Below are 15,601 nucleotides of genomic sequence, written 5' to 3'. Positions count from 1 at the left end.
AGAATCGAAAGCCTTCGCGCAAACAGGCAAGCTCAGGCAAGCTGTCAGGTTGCCCTGCGTTGCGCCCCACTCCAGAATCCCTCCCGTGTCAGATTCGACCACCGCCTCTTCCGCCGTCCGCGAAACCAGTCCGGCGCTCGCGCTGCATCGCAGCCTTCCCTACGCCACGCGCGTGCGCGCCCGCTACGCGACGATGGCCATCTTCTTCATCGCCGGCATGATGTACGCCTCGTGGGGCGTCCACGTGCCGACGGTGCGCGACAAGTTCTCGCTCAGTCCCGGCATGCTGTCCCTCGCGCTGTTCGCGGTGGCGGGCGGCTCGATCTTCGCGATGCTCACCGCCGGCTCGTGGATCGCGCGCGCCGGCACGCGGACCGCGTGCATGACGGGCGGCGTCCTGATGATGATCTGCGGCGCGCTGGTGCTCGTGACGCCGTGGTTCTGGCTGCTGCTGCTAGTGCTCGCCCTGTTCGGCTTCGGCATGGCCACGCTCGACGTCGCCATGAACGCCGAGGCCAGCGCGGTCGAAGAGGCTCTGGACCGGCCGATCATGTCGTCGCTGCACGGCATGTTCAGCATCGGCGGGATGGCGGGCGCGGCGGCGGGTGGCGCGCTGCTCGCCCACGGACTCGCGCCGGCGGCGCATTTCGCGCTGGCCTCGGGCGTGAGCCTGCTGGTCCTGCTCGTCTCGATCCCCGCCACGCTGCCGCACGTGCCGCATCACGATGAACACGCGAAGGCGTCGTCGTCGAGACGCTGGCGCTCGGGCGCGTTGTGGGCGCTCGGCGGCCTGGCGCTGATCGCGTTGATCGCCGAAGGCGCGATGTACGACTGGGCCACCGTCTACATGCGCGACGTGGTGGAGGCGACGCCCTCGGTATCGAGCGCCGCCTACGCCGCCTTCTCTGGCGGCATGGCGGCGGGCCGCTTCGGCGGCGACGCGGTGCGCGCGCGCTTTGGCGCGCCGCAGTTGATCTTCGGCAGCGCGGGGCTCGCGTTCGTCGGCATGGTGATGGCGCTCGTGCTGCCCAACACGGTCTTCACGATGACCGGCTTCACGCTGATGGGACTCGGTCTCGCGAACATGATGCCGGTGCTGTTCGCGGCGGCGGCGCGTGTGGAAGGCGTGACGCCCGCCGAAGGACTCGCGCAGGTCGCGGGTCTCGCTTACTTCGGGCTGTTGCTCGGGCCGGTGCTGATCGGCGGCGTTGCACAGGTCACGAGTCTGCCCATCGGCCTGTGCGTGGTCGCCGCCTGCTGCGCGATCATCACGCTGATCGGACCGAAGATCCTCAGGCGGCTGAAGATATAAAAAAACGCGCGGCCCTTGCGGCGCCGCGCGCTTCTCAGGACCGAAGTCCCGTGTGACTTACATCTTGACGACGTCGAGCAGGGTCTTCTTGCCCTTCTTGTAGTCGTACAGCGAGATCACGCCGTGCTTCAGGTCGCCCTTCGAATCGAAGCTCGTCTGACCGATCACGCCCTTGTAGTCCGTGTTCGGCATCGCAGCGAGGATCTTCGCCGGATCGGTCGAGTTCGCGCGCTTCATCGCGTCGACGATGATGTACACCGCGTCATACGTGAACGGCGCGTAGATCTGGATCGGCTGGCCGAAACGCTTCTGGAACTTGGCCGCGAACGCCTGGCCGCCTTCCATCTTCTCGAGCGCCATGCCGGCTTCCGAGCACACGACGTTGTCGGTTGCGTCGCCGGCGAGGTCAGCCAGCTTCTCGGTACAGACGCCGTCGCCGGCCAGAACCTTCGCGCGCAGGCCGAGCTGCTTGGCTTGCTTGGCGAACGGGCCGCCGGTTGCGTCCATGCCGCCGTACATCACGGCGTCGGGGTTTTCGCCCTTGATCTTCGTCAGAATCGCGCGGAAGTCGACCGCCTTGTCGTTCGTCGCGTCATGCGAGATCACCTTCAGGCCGAGCGACTTGGCCGTCTTCTCGAACTCGTTCGCGAGACCCTGGCCATAAGCGGTCGAGTCGTCGACGACGGCAACCGTCTTCACCTTCAGGTTCTTCGCCGCGTAGTTGGCGAGCGCCGGGCCCTGTTGCGCATCGGTCGCGACGACGCGGTACGTCGTCTTGAAGCCTTGCTGCGTGTAGGCCGGGTTCGTTGCCGACGGGGAAATCTGCACGATGCCCGCATCACTGTAGATCTTCGACGCCGGGATCGAGGTGCCGGAGTTCAGGTGGCCGACGACGGCCACGACCTTGTCATCGACGAGCTTCTGCGCAACCTGCGTAGCGGTACGCGGGTCAGCGGCATCGTCTTGCGGGTCCAGTTGCAGCGTGATCTTTTCGCCGCCGATCGTGAGACCCTTTGCGTTGATTTCTTCGACTGCCAGCCGCGCGCCGTTTTCGTTGTCCTTGCCCAGGTGAGCAATGCCGCCGGTCAGCGGAGCGACGTGACCGATCTTGACGACCTGGTCGGCTGCTGCGGTCGTTGCCAGCGTGGCGAACAAAACAGCCGCGGCGCTGATCGGCAACAGTTTGTGAAGCTTGGTGTTCATGTAAGTCTCCAGTTTCGGTCCCAAAAACAACGTAATCGCCCTGTGCCCCGTCTTTCATCTCGACCGCTCAGTCCCGTGGACGACCACGCCGGATGCATCGTCATGCACTTGGCAAGTCCTTCCGGCGGGCCGTTCGTGGCGGCCGCCATCCGCACTGCGCGCAAGTGTAGGGTTGTCAAATTAATTTAGGGAAGTTTTTTAGGATACTGGTGTCACTACCGATTAACGGCCAGTTGTGAGCGCCGTCGGTTTGTGCTGGCGCTTGCGCGAAGACGCCCTGTTCATGCGGGTTTCCGCGACATCGGCTTACAGTCTTTTGAGCGTCATTCAAGTTTCATCACACGACGCCGATAATCTCCGGCCGTCAGATCATTAGCCCGGTTTTTAACCGAAGCTTTTAGCCGGCGATTAGGCTCGCCGCTCTAAAAATGCTGCACGTGGTCAAGCATCGTGCCAGGCAGCACCGAACCGGCACAGGGCGGCTGAAAGGGAAAGCTGGCACACTCACCCGCCTCGGCATCTCACACACAAGGAGCTTCGACGTGACCGTACCCGTGACATCCCGCTGGATCGACATTCCCGCCGATGGCGGCAGCTTTCAGGGCTATCTCGCGCTGCCCAAGACCGGCAGCGGACCGGCCGTCATCATCCTGCAAGAGATCTTCGGGGTGAATGGCCACATCCGCAGCGTCGCGGATCAATATGCGGCCGATGGCTATGTCGCACTCGCACCGGACGTCTTCTGGCGCACGCAGCCGCGCGTCGAGCTGGGCTACGAAGGCGCGGATCGCGAAAAGGCGATGGAACTGCTGCAGAAGACCAAGGTGGAAGCCGCGGTCGCCGACGTCGGCGCGGCGGCCAAGGCGCTGCGCGCACTGCCGGAAGTGACGGGCAAGGTGGCGGCAATCGGTTACTGCTTCGGCGGCCGGCTCGCGTATCTGGCGGCGGCGCTGGGATCGCTGGACCTGGGCGTCGCCTACTACGGCGGCGGCATTCAGAACGCGCTCGACCAGGCCGACCAGGTCAAGGTGCCGATGCAGTTCCATTACGGCGAACTCGACGCCCACATCCCGGCCGACGCCGTGGATGCCGTGCGCCAGAAGTTTGCCGGACGCAAGGATTCGGAATTGTATGTGTATCCGCAAGCCGATCACGGCTTCAATTGCGGCGATCGCGCTTCGTACAACGCGAAGGCATCAGCGCTCGCGCACGGACGCACGCTGACCTTCCTCGGCGAACACCTGTAAGACCCCGACGGCGCGCGCACGCAAGCGCGCGCCGGTCAGGCGTGGAACAGCCTGCGGGACTGCCGGGCCGGCGCTAGATCAGCGCGGGCAGTCCCTCGACCAGCAGGAACGCGGCGAGCACGCCTAGCAGCGCGCCGCACACGCGCAAGGTGTTGTTCTTGAAATGCGTCGCGCAGGGAATGGCCCCGAGAAACAGGGCGCCGGCGAGCGCCATCGGAATGATCAAGATGAAGTCGCCGATCGTGAAATACGTCATGGTGCGTCTCCCTTCGTCCAGTCTGTACCTGGTTGTCGCGCGCTGAAGTTCTGTTCTGTGCGTCGACATTTCGAGTATAGGCGGCGCCTCGAAGGGCGTCGGGCCTTCTTCGTTCGGCGGGAAACGAGCGAGATCGTAAAACCCTTGCGCGACAAGGGCTTGCGGGCGACCTTTTTAAGCGCCCGCGTAAAAACCCTTACTTTCTTCGTATTTCAACTGGCTTTCTGATCGACGCGTGGCCTATCGCGCGGGTGCGGTTCCGACCCGCTCCCTGCGATCGAGATACACCGCAGCGGCCAAGCCAACCAGCAGCAGCACGCCAATGAGACCGGCCACGCCCGGCCAGCCGAACGCGGTCCAGAAGTGCCCGCCATACGAGCCGATCACGCTCGAACCAAGGTAATACGCGAGCAGATAGAGCGCTGCCGCCTGGCCTTTCGCCTGTGCGGCGAGCCGTCCGACCCAGCCGCTCGCCACCGAATGGCCCGCGAAGAAGCCGAACGTGAGGCAAGCGATGCCCGCGATGATCACCGACAGCGACATCCACAGCGTCAGCGCGATGCCGAGCATCATCAGCAGAAGACTGGCGATCAGCACACGGCCGCGCCCGAAGGCATCGGCCAGCTTGCCGGAACTGGGCGAAGCGATGACGCCTGTCAGATAGACGGTGAAGATCGCGCCGATCTGGGTCTGGTTCAAGCGGAACGGCGCCCCGAGCAGGCGATAGCCGACGTAGTTATACAGCGTGACGAAGCTGCCCATCATGACGAAGCCGAGCAGGAACAGGAACGGCAGGCCGCGATGACGCACGTGTCCGGCCAGCGAGCGTCGATGCTGCGTGAAACCGACGCCGCGCCGGGGCTGAAAGCGTTGCGACGGCGGCAGCAGCGCGCGAAAGATCAGCATGGCGAGCAGTCCGAGCACGCCGATTCCGCCGATCGCCACGCGCCAGCCGAACAGGTCCGCCAGCACGCCGCTGATCACGCGCCCGGCCATGCCGCCGACGGCCGTTCCGCCGACATACAGTCCCATCGCGAGACCGAGTCCTTTCGGGTGCACTTCCTCGGCGAGATAGGCCATCGCGACGGCGGGCACGCCGCCGAGCGCGAAACCGGCCAATGCGCGCACGATGAGCAGCGCGTGCCAGTCCGGCAGCACGGCCGCGAGCACCGTCAGCACCGACGACGCCAGCAGCGAAAGCGTCATCAGCCGATGACGGCTCCAGCTTTCGGAGACGAATCCCGCGATGAAGATCGCGATCGCCAGGGCGGCCGTACTGACGGAAACCGCCAGCGCGCTGACCGCCGGACTGACGCCAAACGCTCTCGTGAACTCCGGAAGCAGCGGCTGCACGCAATACAGCAGCGAGAAGGTGGCGTAGCCGGCGAACAGCAGCGCGAGCGACGCCCGCCAATAGGCCCGCGAGCCGCGTTCGAGATACGGGGGCTCTTCCCCATCGCCTTGCGGAGTTTGCCCCGCCGAAGCAACGCTCATTTTTTAAGTATTCTCTGACAAACCTTCAACGATACGCCGCCCCAAGGGTTTTGCCTAATGCGCTGGACGTTTTAAATGATGATCAGCGAGTAATTACTTCCAACCGTCTGCGCTCGACAACATAAGACGGCAATTGGCGTCGCGTCGGCGCGCCGCGATGCGCTAAAGTAAGCGCACAATCGTTCATGATCGCCGCGCGCCGAGCCCCTTCGCGCAAGGCTGACGCAGCGAAAGTGTGGTGCACGGGCCGTCAAAAGCCTGTGCTTGTTGCGATATTTTTTGACCGGCGCGTCATCCTCAGCCGGCGTTGAAACGGGGATTCATCATGCAAATCGGTTCGATTGTCCGCTCAGTGCATATCGCCGTGCCTCAGGGCGCGCGCGGCATCGTCATGCGCATTCTCGGCGACATGGCCATGGTCGCCTGGTACGCAGGCGAGCCCGGCGTCACCCAGCTCCTCAACACGGAACCGTTCTTCCTTGAAGACCTGATCGACACCGGCGACATCGTGCGGCCGGCGAACACGGTCGTTCACTGAGGCTCACTGAAAAAACCGCCGTGCCGATGCCGTCCGCGCGCCGGCGCGGCACAATGCCGGGATGAACCCGATCGATCCCGACTCCCACGGCGCGCCCGTTCCCCGCGATGGCGACGCGCCCCCCTTCGCCGGCCTCACGCCCGAGCGCGTGCTCGATGCGCTCGACAGCGTCCTGATTCCTGCAGGCACGCGCACCGACGGCCGCCTGCTGCCCCTGAACAGCTACGAGAACCGCGTCTATCAAGTGGGCGTGGAGGACGGCCCGCCGGTCGTCGCGAAGTTTTATCGGCCGGAACGCTGGTCGGACGGCGCGATCCTGGAAGAGCACGCGTTCGTCGCGAGCCTCGTCGCACGCGAGATTCCGGCCGTGCCCGCGCGCGTGCTCGAAGGCGCCACGCTGCAGGCGTTCGGCGGCTTCCGCTTTTCCGTGTTCGAGCGGCGCGGCGGACGCGCGCCCGATCTCGATCGCACCGACACGCTCGAGTGGCTCGGGCGCTTCATCGGGCGGATTCACGCGGTGGGCGCAATCGAGCCGTATCGCGAGCGTCCGACGCTCGACATCGCCACCTTCGGCTATGAACCGCGCGACTATCTGCTCGCGCACGACTTCGTGCCCGCCGACGTGCGCGAGGCATGGGAAACGGTCGTTGCAATGGCACTGGAAGGCGTCGCGCACTGCTTCGAGCGGGCGGGCGACGTGCAGCATCTGCGCCTGCACGGCGACTGCCATCCGAGCAATGTGCTGTGGACCGACAGCGGCCCGCATTTCGTCGATTTCGACGACAGCCGCATGGGCCCGGCCATCCAGGACCTGTGGCTGCTGCTGCCGGCGGGCCGCGCGGACGCCTCGCGGGCGCTGACCGACCTGCTCGCCGGCTACGAGGACTTCTGCGAGTTCAATCCGCGCGAGCTGCATCTGATCGAAGCCTTGCGCACGCTGCGCCTGATCCACTATTCGGCGTGGCTCGCGCGCCGCTGGAACGATCCGGCCTTCCCCGCCGCATTTCCGTGGTTCAACACGCAGCGTTATTGGGAGGAACGCATCCTCGAATTACGGGAGCAAGTCGGCGCCATGCAGGAAGGGCCGCTCTGGCCCGTCTGACATCTTTCGTGACACCCCACGCGTTTTAAGCAATCACAAAAGATTGCAAAGCCTTTTGACGCGTGTAACGATAACGATTCTCATCTTCCCGCCTCGTTTCGATCGCCGCTTGTGCGATCGGGGGCGGCCTTGTGCATCCCGTTTTCGAAATCCTGGAGAGACGCTTGAACGCGCCCGACACCCTCAATCCGCAGCCGCCTGCAGCGAGCGGCCCGGCCCACTATCGTCCGCATGGCCGTCTGATCGACGACGCCGAGCAGTTCGTGCGCAAAAACCGCTCGCGCCGCTCGACCTTTCTCAAATGGCTGCGCAAGGTGCATGGCTGGATCGGTCTGTGGGGTGCGCTGCTCGGTCTCTTGTTCGGCGTGACGGGCTTTCTGCTGAATCATCGCGCGCCGCCGCTGCGCATCTCCACGGGTGAGCCGCAGGTGTCGCAATTGCAGATGCCGCTGCCGGCGGAAGGCTTCAAGACGCCGCGCGACATGGGCGCCTGGCTCAAGCGCGAACTGAAGCTCGACGGCAACCTCGGCCGCACGCGCCGCGAACCGTCGCATCCCGTGGGCTGGGGCGACAAGAGCACGATGCAGCCGGAACAGTGGTCGGTGATGGTGGCTTCGCCGGGCGGCAACGTGATGGCCGAATACTGGGTGGGCAACAACTTCGTTTCGGTGAAGCGCACCGACAACACCTTCCTCGCGATGATGACCAACCTGCACAAGGGCGTGGGCCTGAGCGTGGGCTGGATCCTGCTCATCGATACGTTCGCGGGCAGCATCGTGCTGCTGTCGCTGACGGGCGTGCTGCTCTGGACCGAACTCAACAAGAAGCGCACGGCAGGCGCGGTGATCGTGGCGGCTTCGCTGATTGCGGCGATCGTCTGCGGGTTGATCTGAACGCTCGGTCACGCGATGAGCGTTCTCACGACGCTCACACGCCGCACACCTCGCCTTTGCCCGCCACTTCACGCGCCGCCTTCGCGCCTTCCACCTGCAGCAGCTCCGGCAGCGAGACGCCGTTCTTGGCGGCGGTGACTTCGGCGAGTATCGATACCGCGATCTCCGGCGGCGTCCTGCTGCCGATATAGATGCCCACCGGCCCGTGCAGCCGGGCCAGTTCGGCTTCGCTGAGATCGAACTCCTTGAGACGTTCGCGCCGCGCCGCGTTATTGCGCCGCGATCCCAGCGCGCCGACATAGAACGCCGGCGTCTTCAGCGCTTCCATGAGCGCGAGGTCGTCGAGCTTCGGATCGTGCGTCAGCGCGATCACCGCGCAGCGTTCGTCGAGTTGCATCTCCATCACGGTGTCGTCGGGCATGGTGCGGACGATCGTCGTGCCCGGCACGTTCCACTCTTCCGTGTATTCCTCGCGCGGATCGCACACGGTCACCTGATAATCCAGCCCGACCGCAATGCTGCACAGATAACGCGACAACTGCCCCGCGCCGATCACCAGCATCCGGTAACGCGGGCCGTGGATCGTCAGCAGTTGCTGGTCGTCGAAGAGCACGCCGTCGGTGGCCTGGGCCGGTTCGAGGCGCGCGGCGCCGGTCGCCATGTCGAGCGTGCGCGCCACCAGCCTGCCGCTTTCCACCGCCGCGCACAGTTCCGCGATGCCGCTTGCGCGCGTGAGCGGCTCCAGCACGAGCTGGATGGTGCCGCCACACGGCAAGCCGAAGCGATGCGCCTCCTCGGCGCTGATGCCGTATTTCACCGCCTCGGGCGCGGTCTGCTCGATGCCCCGCTGCCGCACCCGCTCGATCAGATCATCCTCGATACACCCGCCCGATACCGATCCGACCACGTGTCCATCGCCGCGCACGGCGAGCATCGCGCCCTCGGGCCGCGGCGACGAGCCCCATGTTTTGACGACCGTGACGAGCAGTGCGCGATGGCCTTCTTCGAGCCATCGCGCGCTGTTCTTCAGGACTTCGAGATCCACGCTGTCCATGATTTCTTTCCCTTTTGCTGCACGTCCTGTTCTTCGGGTGCATCCGGCGCGTCGCCGCTGCCCTCGGCTGTGGCATCCTGCGGCGCCTGATCGCCCTGAAGCTGCGCGCCGAAGCGCTTGAAAAATTCTGCCGCAATCTTGCGCGCCGCGCCGTCGACGAGACGCGAACCGATCTGCGCCAGCTTGCCGCCCACCTGCGCGTTGGCGGTATAGCTGAGCCTGGTCGAGTCCGCTTCGTCGCCGGGTTCGAGATGCACGGTCGCGCTGCCCTTGCTGAAACCCGCCGCGCCGCCCTGCCCTTCGAACACGATCGTATAGGTTCGGGGGGCGTCGATGTTCGTCAGCTCCATTCTGCCCTTGAAACGCGCCTTCACCGGACCCACCGCCGCCGTCATCGCGACGGCGTAGGCGTTTTCGCCGTCGGCTTCGATGCTGTCGCAGCCCGGAATGCAGGCTTTCAGGATCGACGTGTCGTTCAGCGCTTCCCACGCGCGTTCCTGCGTGACGGGCAGGATGTGCGTTTCGGTCAGTTCCATCGCGGGCCTCCGGAGGGCGGATGTTGCGACAAGGCAGCAAGCTCGCGTCCGACGGCCGCGAGACTGTCGAGGTTATGCGCCGCGAGCATCGCATCGACGTGCGGCAGGATCGCGCGCGCACCCCGCGCGCGCGGCGTGAAACCGGCGTAGCGCAGCAGCGGATTGAGCCACACGAGCCGGTGTGCGAAGCGCCTGAGCCGGTGCATCTCGGCATCGAGCACGTCGATGGCTTCATGATCCAGGCCATCGGTCACGAGCAGTACGGTTGCGCGTCCCGCCAGCACGCGGCGCGCCCAGCGCCGGTTGAACTCCGCGAGCGCCGCGCCGATGCGCGTACCGCCCGACCAGTCCGCGACGCTCTGGCCGAGCGCCGCGATCGCGATATCGGGATCGCGTTCGCGCAGCGCGCGCGTGGCGTGAGTCAGGCGCGTGCCGAACAGGAAGACCTGTAGCCGTTCACGCGACTGCACGAGCGCGTGGCAGAAATACAGCACCGCGCGCGAATAGGCGCTCATCGAGCCCGAGATATCGAGCAGCAACACCAGCGGCGGCCGGCGTTCGACGACCGCGCGATACTTCCACACGGTCCAGTCGCCGCCTGAACGCACGGCATGCCGCGCGCTCGCTTTCAGGTCGGCATGCGTGCCGCGCGACGCTGCCTTGAGCCTGCGGGTCGGCTCGGTCGCGAGCGGAATACGGTGCGCGCGAATCTGATGTCGCAGCGTGCGCCATTCGTCGGCGCTGAGCGTGTCGAAGTCGCGGTGACTCAGGCGCTCCTGCGCACTGAACGTGATGCGCGCATGCGCCTGCTCCGTCTGCGCGTCCGAAGCCGGCGGCTGCGGGGTCTGCGCCGGCGCAGCGCGCGCCGCGAGCGCATCGGCGAGACGGTTGTTGCGCTTCGGCGGCGGCATGCCGTTCGTCACCTTCGGCAACAGCAGCGCGCGCAGCTTGCCTTCCCAGTCGGGATCGCGCCAGAACAGATCGAAGGCGGCATCGAAGATCTCGCGCTCGTCGCTCGCATGCACCAGCAGACAGGCGAGCGTCGCGCGGACATCGTCGCGCCGGCCGAGATCCACGTGGCGCAATGCGTCGATTGCATCGACGGCCTGCGCAGGCGACATGCCGAGCCCCGCGCCACGCAGCAGCCTCACGAAATGCACGACATTGCGCGCGAACGGTCCCAGCGTCATGGCGCCGCCGCGAGACAGCGCGCGAGGGTATCGGCGTCCATGCGCGCGAGATCGTCCTGGTACTTGAGCAGCACGCCCAGCGTGTCCTGCACCGATTGCGGATCGAGCTCCGACACCGACAACGCCGCCAGCGCACGGCACCAGTCGATCGTCTCCGCCACGCCCGGCGCCTTGAACAGGTCCAGTGTGCGCAGCGCATGGACGAAGGCAACCGCGCGCGCCTGCAAGTCTTGCCCGGCTTCAGGCGCGCGCGCCGCGACGATCGCCAGTTCCACGTCGCGCGCCGGATAGCCGATCCACTGATACAGGCAGCGGCGCTTCAACGCATCGTGGACTTCGCGCGTGCGGTTCGACGTCATCACGACGAGCGGCGGGCGCGCGGCGCGTACGGTGCCGTACTCGGGAATCGACACCTGGAAGTCCGACAGCAGTTCCAGCAAAAAGGCCTCGAACGGTTCATCGGCGCGGTCGATTTCATCGATCAGCAGCACGCGGCGCGCTTCCGGATGCGCGGCATCGGGCAGCAAGGCTTGCAAGAGCGGACGCTTGAGCAGGAACTCGCCGCGATACAGCGATTCGTTCGACGGCGTCTCGCCCGCCGCTTCCGCCAGCCGCAGCGCCATGATCTGCCGCGGATAGTCCCACTCGTACAGCGCGCTCGCGGTGTCGAGTCCTTCGTAGCATTGCAGCCGCAGCAGCGTCGTGCCGCACACGCCGGCCGCCGCCTTCGCGAGCTCGGTCTTGCCGACGCCCGGCTCGCCTTCGAGAAACAGCGGGCGCTGCAGCTTCAGCGCGAGAAAGAGCGCCGTCGCGAGTTCGCGAGTCGCGAAGTACTGCTGCTCGCGCAGGCGCGCGAGCGTTTCGTCGATGGAAGCGGGGTCGTCCTGCATCGCGGCTAGAAGGACAGCGCACGTTCCACCGCGCGGCCCGCGAGCACCGGTATCAGGTGCGCGCGGTAGGCGGCGCTGGCGTGCATGTCGGCGTTGAGTTGATCCGGCGCGATGGTCACGCCGCGCGCCGACGCCACCGAAAAGTCCTTCGACAACGCCGCCTCCAGCTCGGCGGGCCGGAACACCGAAGGCGCCGCGCCGGTCACGCCGACGCGCACGCCATCCTTGAACTTCGCGACGAACACGCCGACCAGCGCGAAGTGCGACGCGGGATTGCGAAACTTCTCGTACGCCGCGCGCTCGGCCAGCGGAAACTCGACCGCGGTGATGAGTTCATCGGGTTCGAGCGCGGTCTGATACATGTCGATGAAAAAGTCGTCAGCGGCGATGCGCCGGCGATCCGTCACGACGGTTGCATTCAGCGCGAGCACGGCGGACGGATAGCACGCGGCGGGATCGTCGTTGGCGAGCGAGCCGCCGATGGTCCCGCGCTCGCGCACCTGGCGGTCGCCGATGCGGCCCGCGAGATCCGCGAGGCCCGGCAAGGCCTGCTGCACGTCGGGGTTCGCCGCCACCGCGGCATGGCACACGGCCCCGCCGATGGTGAGCGTGCCGCCATTCAGCGTGACGGCTTTCATCGACGCGATGCGCGTCACGTCGATCAACGCCGACGGCTGCGCGAGACGCAGGCGCATGGTCGGCAACAGGCTCTGGCCGCCGGCGAGGAACTTGGCCTCGTCGTTCGAGGAAAGCGCCGCGACCGCCGCCTGCGCTTCGCCCGGCCGTTGATAGTCGAATGAGTACATGGCCGGTCTCCTTATGCGGTTTGGGCGGTGTGCATCGCGGTCCAGACGCGGTGCGGCGTCGCGGGCATCTGCAGGTCCTTCACGCCGAGCGGCGCGAGCGCGTCGAGAATCGCGTTGATGACGGCGGGCGGCGAGCCGATCGCCCCCGCTTCGCCGCAGCCCTTCACGCCGAGCGGATTGTGCGTGCACGGCGTGCCCTTCGCGGTTTCCACGGTAAAGTTCGGCAGATCCACGGCGTGCGGCATCGCGTAGTCCATGAACGAGCCGGACAGCAACTGGCCGGTGCTGTCGTCATACACGCAGCGTTCGAGCATCGCCTGCCCGATGCCCTGTCCCAGCCCGCCGTGCACCTGGCCTTCGACGATCATCGGATTGATCACGTTGCCGAAGTCGTCGACGGCGGTGAACTTCTGGATGCGCGTCTCGCCCGTGTCCTGATCCACTTCCACTTCGCACACGTAGGCGCCGGACGGATAGGTGAAGTTGGTCGGATCGTAGAACGCGTTCTCGTTGAGGCCCGGCTCCATCTGGTCGAGCGGGAAGTTGTGCGGCACGTAGGCGGCGAGTGAGACATCGACGAAGGTCTTGGTGCGGTCCGTGCCCGCGACCCGGAACACGCCGTTCTGGAACTCGATGTCCTCCACCGCCGCTTCCAGCAGATGCGCGGCGATCTTCTTCGCCTTCGACTCGACCTTGTCGAGCGCCTTCATGATCGCCGAGCCGCCGACCGAGATCGAACGTGAACCGTATGTGCCCATGCCGAAGGGAATGCGTCCGGTGTCGCCGTGAATGACCTCGACGTTTTCGATCGCGATGCCGAGCCGGTCCGCGACCACTTGCGCGAAAGTGGTTTCGTGGCCCTGGCCGTGACTGTGCGAGCCGGTGAAGACGGTGACCGAGCCCGTGGGATGCACGCGCACCTCGCCTGCTTCGAAGAGGCCGGCGCGCGCGCCGAGTGCGCCCGCCACGTTCGACGGCGCCAGTCCGCAGGCCTCGATGTAACACGAATAGCCGATGCCGCGCAGCTTGCCGTTTTGCTTCGATTCCTCGCGCCGCGCCGCGAAACCCTTCACGTCGGCGAGTTCCAGCGCGCGATCGAGGCAGGCGTCGTAATCGCCGGTGTCGTAGGTCAGGCCGACCGGCGTCGCATACGGAAACTCGCGGATGAAGTTGCGGCGCCGCAGTTCCACCGGGTCGATGTTCAGCTCGCGCGCCGCCGTTTCCACCAGCCGCTCGACCACGTAAGTGGCTTCCGGGCGCCCCGCCCCGCGATACGCATCCACCGGCACGGTGTTCGTGAACACGGCTTTGACTTCGGCGTAGATGGCGGGCGTCGTGTACTGGCCGGCGAGCAGCGTCGCATAGAGCACGGTCGGGATCGACGAGGCGAAGGTCGACAGATACGCGCCCATGTTCGCCGTCGTATGCACGCGCATGCCGATGAACTTGCCGTCCTTGTCGATGGCGAGTTCCGCCTTCGTCACGTGGTCGCGGCCGTGCGCGTCGGAGAGGAAGGCTTCGGAACGTTCCGCCGTCCACTTGACCGGCCGCCCGACTTTCCGGGAGGCCCACGTCAGCGCGACATCTTCGGGATACAGGAAGATCTTCGAGCCGAAGCCGCCGCCCACATCCGGCGCGATCACGCGCAGTTTCGACTCCGGCAGTTGCAACACGAACGCCGCCATCAACAGACGTTCCACGTGCGGGTTCTGGTTCGCGACGTAGACCGTGTAGCTTTCGTCGTGCTTCGAGTAGCTCGCGTTGACGGCGCGCGGTTCGATGGCATTCGGCACGAGCCGCTGGTTGACGATATCGAGCGTTGTCACGTGCGCAGCCTGCGCGAAGGCGGCGTCGGTCCGGGCCTTGTCGCCGTGGCCCCAGTTGTAGCAGATGTTGTTCGGCACGCTGTCGTGTACCAGCGGCTGGCCGGCGTCCGACGCGCTGCCGGTATCGACGGTGGCGGGCAACTCGTCGTAGTCCACCTCGATCAGTTCGAGCGCGTCCTTCGCCTCCTTCACTGATTCCGCGATCACCAGCGCCACCTGATCGCCCACGTGCAGCACCTTGTCGTGGGCGATGACCGGATGCGGCGGTTCGTGCATCTGCGAGCCGTCGGTGCTGTGGATCAGCCAGCCGCACGGCAGGCCGCCGACGTTCTCGCCCGCCAGATCCCGGCCCGTGAAGATGCCGATCACGCCCGGCGACGCCTTCGCCGCCTCGATATCGATGCGCGTGATCCGCGCGTGCGCATGCGGCGAGCGCAGGAACACGCCATGGCTTTGCTGCGGCAGGACCACGTCGTCCGTGTACTGGCCCGCGCCGGTCAGGAAGCGATAGTCTTCCTTGCGCTTGACGCCGGCGCCGATCAATTTCTGTTGCTCAGGGGCATTCATCGCGGTCTCCTGTTCAGGCGCGATTCATCGTTTCGGAGGGGGATCGGAGCCGGGGTCAGGCGCCCGCTTTCATGTCCTGCGCGCCCTGGAGAACCGCTTTGACGATGTTGTGATAGCCCGTACAGCGGCACAGGTTGCCGTCGAGCTGCTCTCGGACTTCTTCCTCGGACAGGTCGGCCGACTGCGCGGCCAGCGCGCTCGCACTCATCACCATGCCCGGTGTGCAGAAGCCGCACTGCAAGCCGTGACAGTCCTTGAATGCCGCCTGCATCGGATGAAGCTGACCGTCCTGCGCCATGCCTTCGATGGTCGTCACCTCCATGCCGTCCGCCTGCACGGCGAGCATGTTGCACGACTTCACCGCGCGGCCTTCGAGGTGCACGGTGCACGCGCCGCACTGGGCGGTGTCGCAGCCGATGTGGGTGCCGGTGAGGCGGAGTTGATCGCGGAGAAACTGGACCAGCAGAAGATGCGGTTCGACGGTGGCGGTCACGGGCTTGCCGTTGACCGTCAGGCTGATGCTGAGCGCCATTTCACTGTCTCCATGTGAGGACGGACCAGCTTCACGCCGTTGCACCTGCCTTACTGCCGCCGTGAGCGTTCAGCTGGGTTGGGTGTTGTGTTTGTGACGTCGAGTAAAACACAAATCGACGGGCGTCGCCATCCGCGCGAACGCACGTCCGGTTC

General features: G+C 65.9%; 15 protein-coding genes. 5 read left to right on the top strand and 10 right to left on the bottom strand.

Features of this window, described 5'->3' with window-relative positions; genetic code table 11:
• Positions 1-85: 85 nt before the first annotated feature.
• Positions 86-1,312 carry an MFS transporter gene (locus QCE83_RS14125; RefSeq protein WP_309811150.1) on the top strand — a complete coding sequence of 409 codons (1,227 nt, stop codon included), beginning with the start codon at positions 86-88 and terminating at the stop codon, positions 1,310-1,312.
• Between the two features lie 57 nt (positions 1,313-1,369).
• On the opposite strand, the gene QCE83_RS14120 is transcribed toward QCE83_RS14125, so the two are convergent.
• Positions 1,370-2,515, bottom strand: coding sequence for a branched-chain amino acid ABC transporter substrate-binding protein (locus QCE83_RS14120; RefSeq protein ID WP_309811143.1), 1,146 nt, complete (start codon positions 2,513-2,515; stop codon positions 1,370-1,372).
• Positions 2,516-3,057: 542 nt separating this feature from the next.
• Here QCE83_RS14120 and QCE83_RS14115 point away from each other — a divergent pair.
• A complete protein-coding gene (locus tag QCE83_RS14115) occupies positions 3,058-3,762 on the top strand; it encodes a dienelactone hydrolase family protein (RefSeq protein WP_309811138.1) in 705 nt (234 codons plus the stop codon).
• A gap of 73 nt (positions 3,763-3,835) precedes the next feature.
• Here QCE83_RS14115 and QCE83_RS14110 read toward each other — a convergent pair whose 3' ends face one another.
• Together QCE83_RS14110 and QCE83_RS14105 are read right to left on the bottom strand one after the other, a co-directional pair.
• Positions 3,836-4,018: a hypothetical protein gene (locus QCE83_RS14110; protein WP_309811135.1), complete on the bottom strand. Its 183-nt coding sequence runs from the start codon at positions 4,016-4,018 to the stop codon at positions 3,836-3,838.
• A 240-nt stretch (positions 4,019-4,258) separates the two neighbouring features.
• Complete coding sequence (locus tag QCE83_RS14105; RefSeq protein ID WP_309811133.1) at positions 4,259-5,512, bottom strand: MFS transporter; 1,254 nt, start codon at positions 5,510-5,512, stop codon at positions 4,259-4,261.
• Positions 5,513-5,837: 325 nt separating this feature from the next.
• On the opposite strand from QCE83_RS14105, the gene QCE83_RS14100 reads away from it, so the two are divergent.
• The 3 genes from QCE83_RS14100 (at position 5,838) to QCE83_RS14090 (ending at position 8,045) form a co-directional block, all read left to right on the top strand.
• On the top strand, positions 5,838-6,050 hold the full coding sequence (locus QCE83_RS14100) for a hypothetical protein (RefSeq protein WP_309811131.1): 213 nt from the start codon (positions 5,838-5,840) through the stop codon (positions 6,048-6,050).
• 61 nt (positions 6,051-6,111) lie between these two features.
• Positions 6,112-7,152: a serine/threonine protein kinase gene (locus tag QCE83_RS14095; RefSeq protein WP_309811128.1), complete on the top strand. Its 1,041-nt coding sequence runs from the start codon at positions 6,112-6,114 to the stop codon at positions 7,150-7,152.
• A gap of 164 nt (positions 7,153-7,316) precedes the next feature.
• Entirely contained in the window at positions 7,317-8,045 is a 729-nt protein-coding gene (locus QCE83_RS14090; protein ID WP_309811125.1) for a PepSY-associated TM helix domain-containing protein, read from the top strand.
• A 34-nt stretch (positions 8,046-8,079) separates the two neighbouring features.
• Here QCE83_RS14090 and QCE83_RS14085 read toward each other — a convergent pair whose 3' ends face one another.
• Genes QCE83_RS14085 through QCE83_RS14055 form a run of 7 tightly spaced genes read right to left on the bottom strand, consistent with a single transcriptional unit; the run spans position 8,080 to position 15,446 of the window.
• A complete protein-coding gene (locus tag QCE83_RS14085) occupies positions 8,080-9,099 on the bottom strand; it encodes an XdhC family protein (RefSeq protein WP_309811122.1) in 1,020 nt (339 codons plus the stop codon).
• Positions 9,072-9,635, bottom strand: a complete 564-nt coding sequence (locus QCE83_RS14080) for a carbon monoxide dehydrogenase subunit G (RefSeq protein WP_309811120.1) — start codon at positions 9,633-9,635, stop codon at positions 9,072-9,074. The genes QCE83_RS14085 and QCE83_RS14080 overlap by 28 nt, the downstream gene beginning before the upstream one ends.
• Positions 9,626-10,825, bottom strand: coding sequence for a VWA domain-containing protein (locus tag QCE83_RS14075; protein ID WP_309811117.1), 1,200 nt, complete (start codon positions 10,823-10,825; stop codon positions 9,626-9,628). Before QCE83_RS14075 ends, QCE83_RS14080 begins: the two co-directional genes overlap by 10 nt.
• Positions 10,822-11,715: a MoxR family ATPase gene (locus tag QCE83_RS14070; protein WP_309811114.1), complete on the bottom strand. Its 894-nt coding sequence runs from the start codon at positions 11,713-11,715 to the stop codon at positions 10,822-10,824. The genes QCE83_RS14075 and QCE83_RS14070 overlap by 4 nt, the downstream gene beginning before the upstream one ends.
• 5 nt (positions 11,716-11,720) lie before the next feature.
• The gene (locus QCE83_RS14065) at positions 11,721-12,521 is read right to left on the bottom strand and encodes a xanthine dehydrogenase family protein subunit M (RefSeq protein WP_309811111.1); all 801 of its coding nucleotides are present in this window, start codon (positions 12,519-12,521) and stop codon (positions 11,721-11,723) included.
• An 11-nt stretch (positions 12,522-12,532) separates the two neighbouring features.
• Positions 12,533-14,914, bottom strand: a complete 2,382-nt coding sequence (locus QCE83_RS14060; protein WP_309811109.1) for a xanthine dehydrogenase family protein molybdopterin-binding subunit — start codon at positions 14,912-14,914, stop codon at positions 12,533-12,535.
• A gap of 55 nt (positions 14,915-14,969) precedes the next feature.
• On the bottom strand, positions 14,970-15,446 hold the full coding sequence (locus QCE83_RS14055) for a 2Fe-2S iron-sulfur cluster-binding protein (RefSeq protein WP_309811106.1): 477 nt from the start codon (positions 15,444-15,446) through the stop codon (positions 14,970-14,972).
• Positions 15,447-15,601: the final 155 nt, after the last annotated feature.

This window comes from Caballeronia sp. LZ034LL (genome assembly GCF_031451215.1).
GTDB lineage: Bacteria > Pseudomonadota > Gammaproteobacteria > Burkholderiales > Burkholderiaceae > Caballeronia.
The sequence above is the reverse complement of the archived record's forward strand: the minus strand, read 5'-3'. Positions and strand labels throughout refer to the sequence as shown.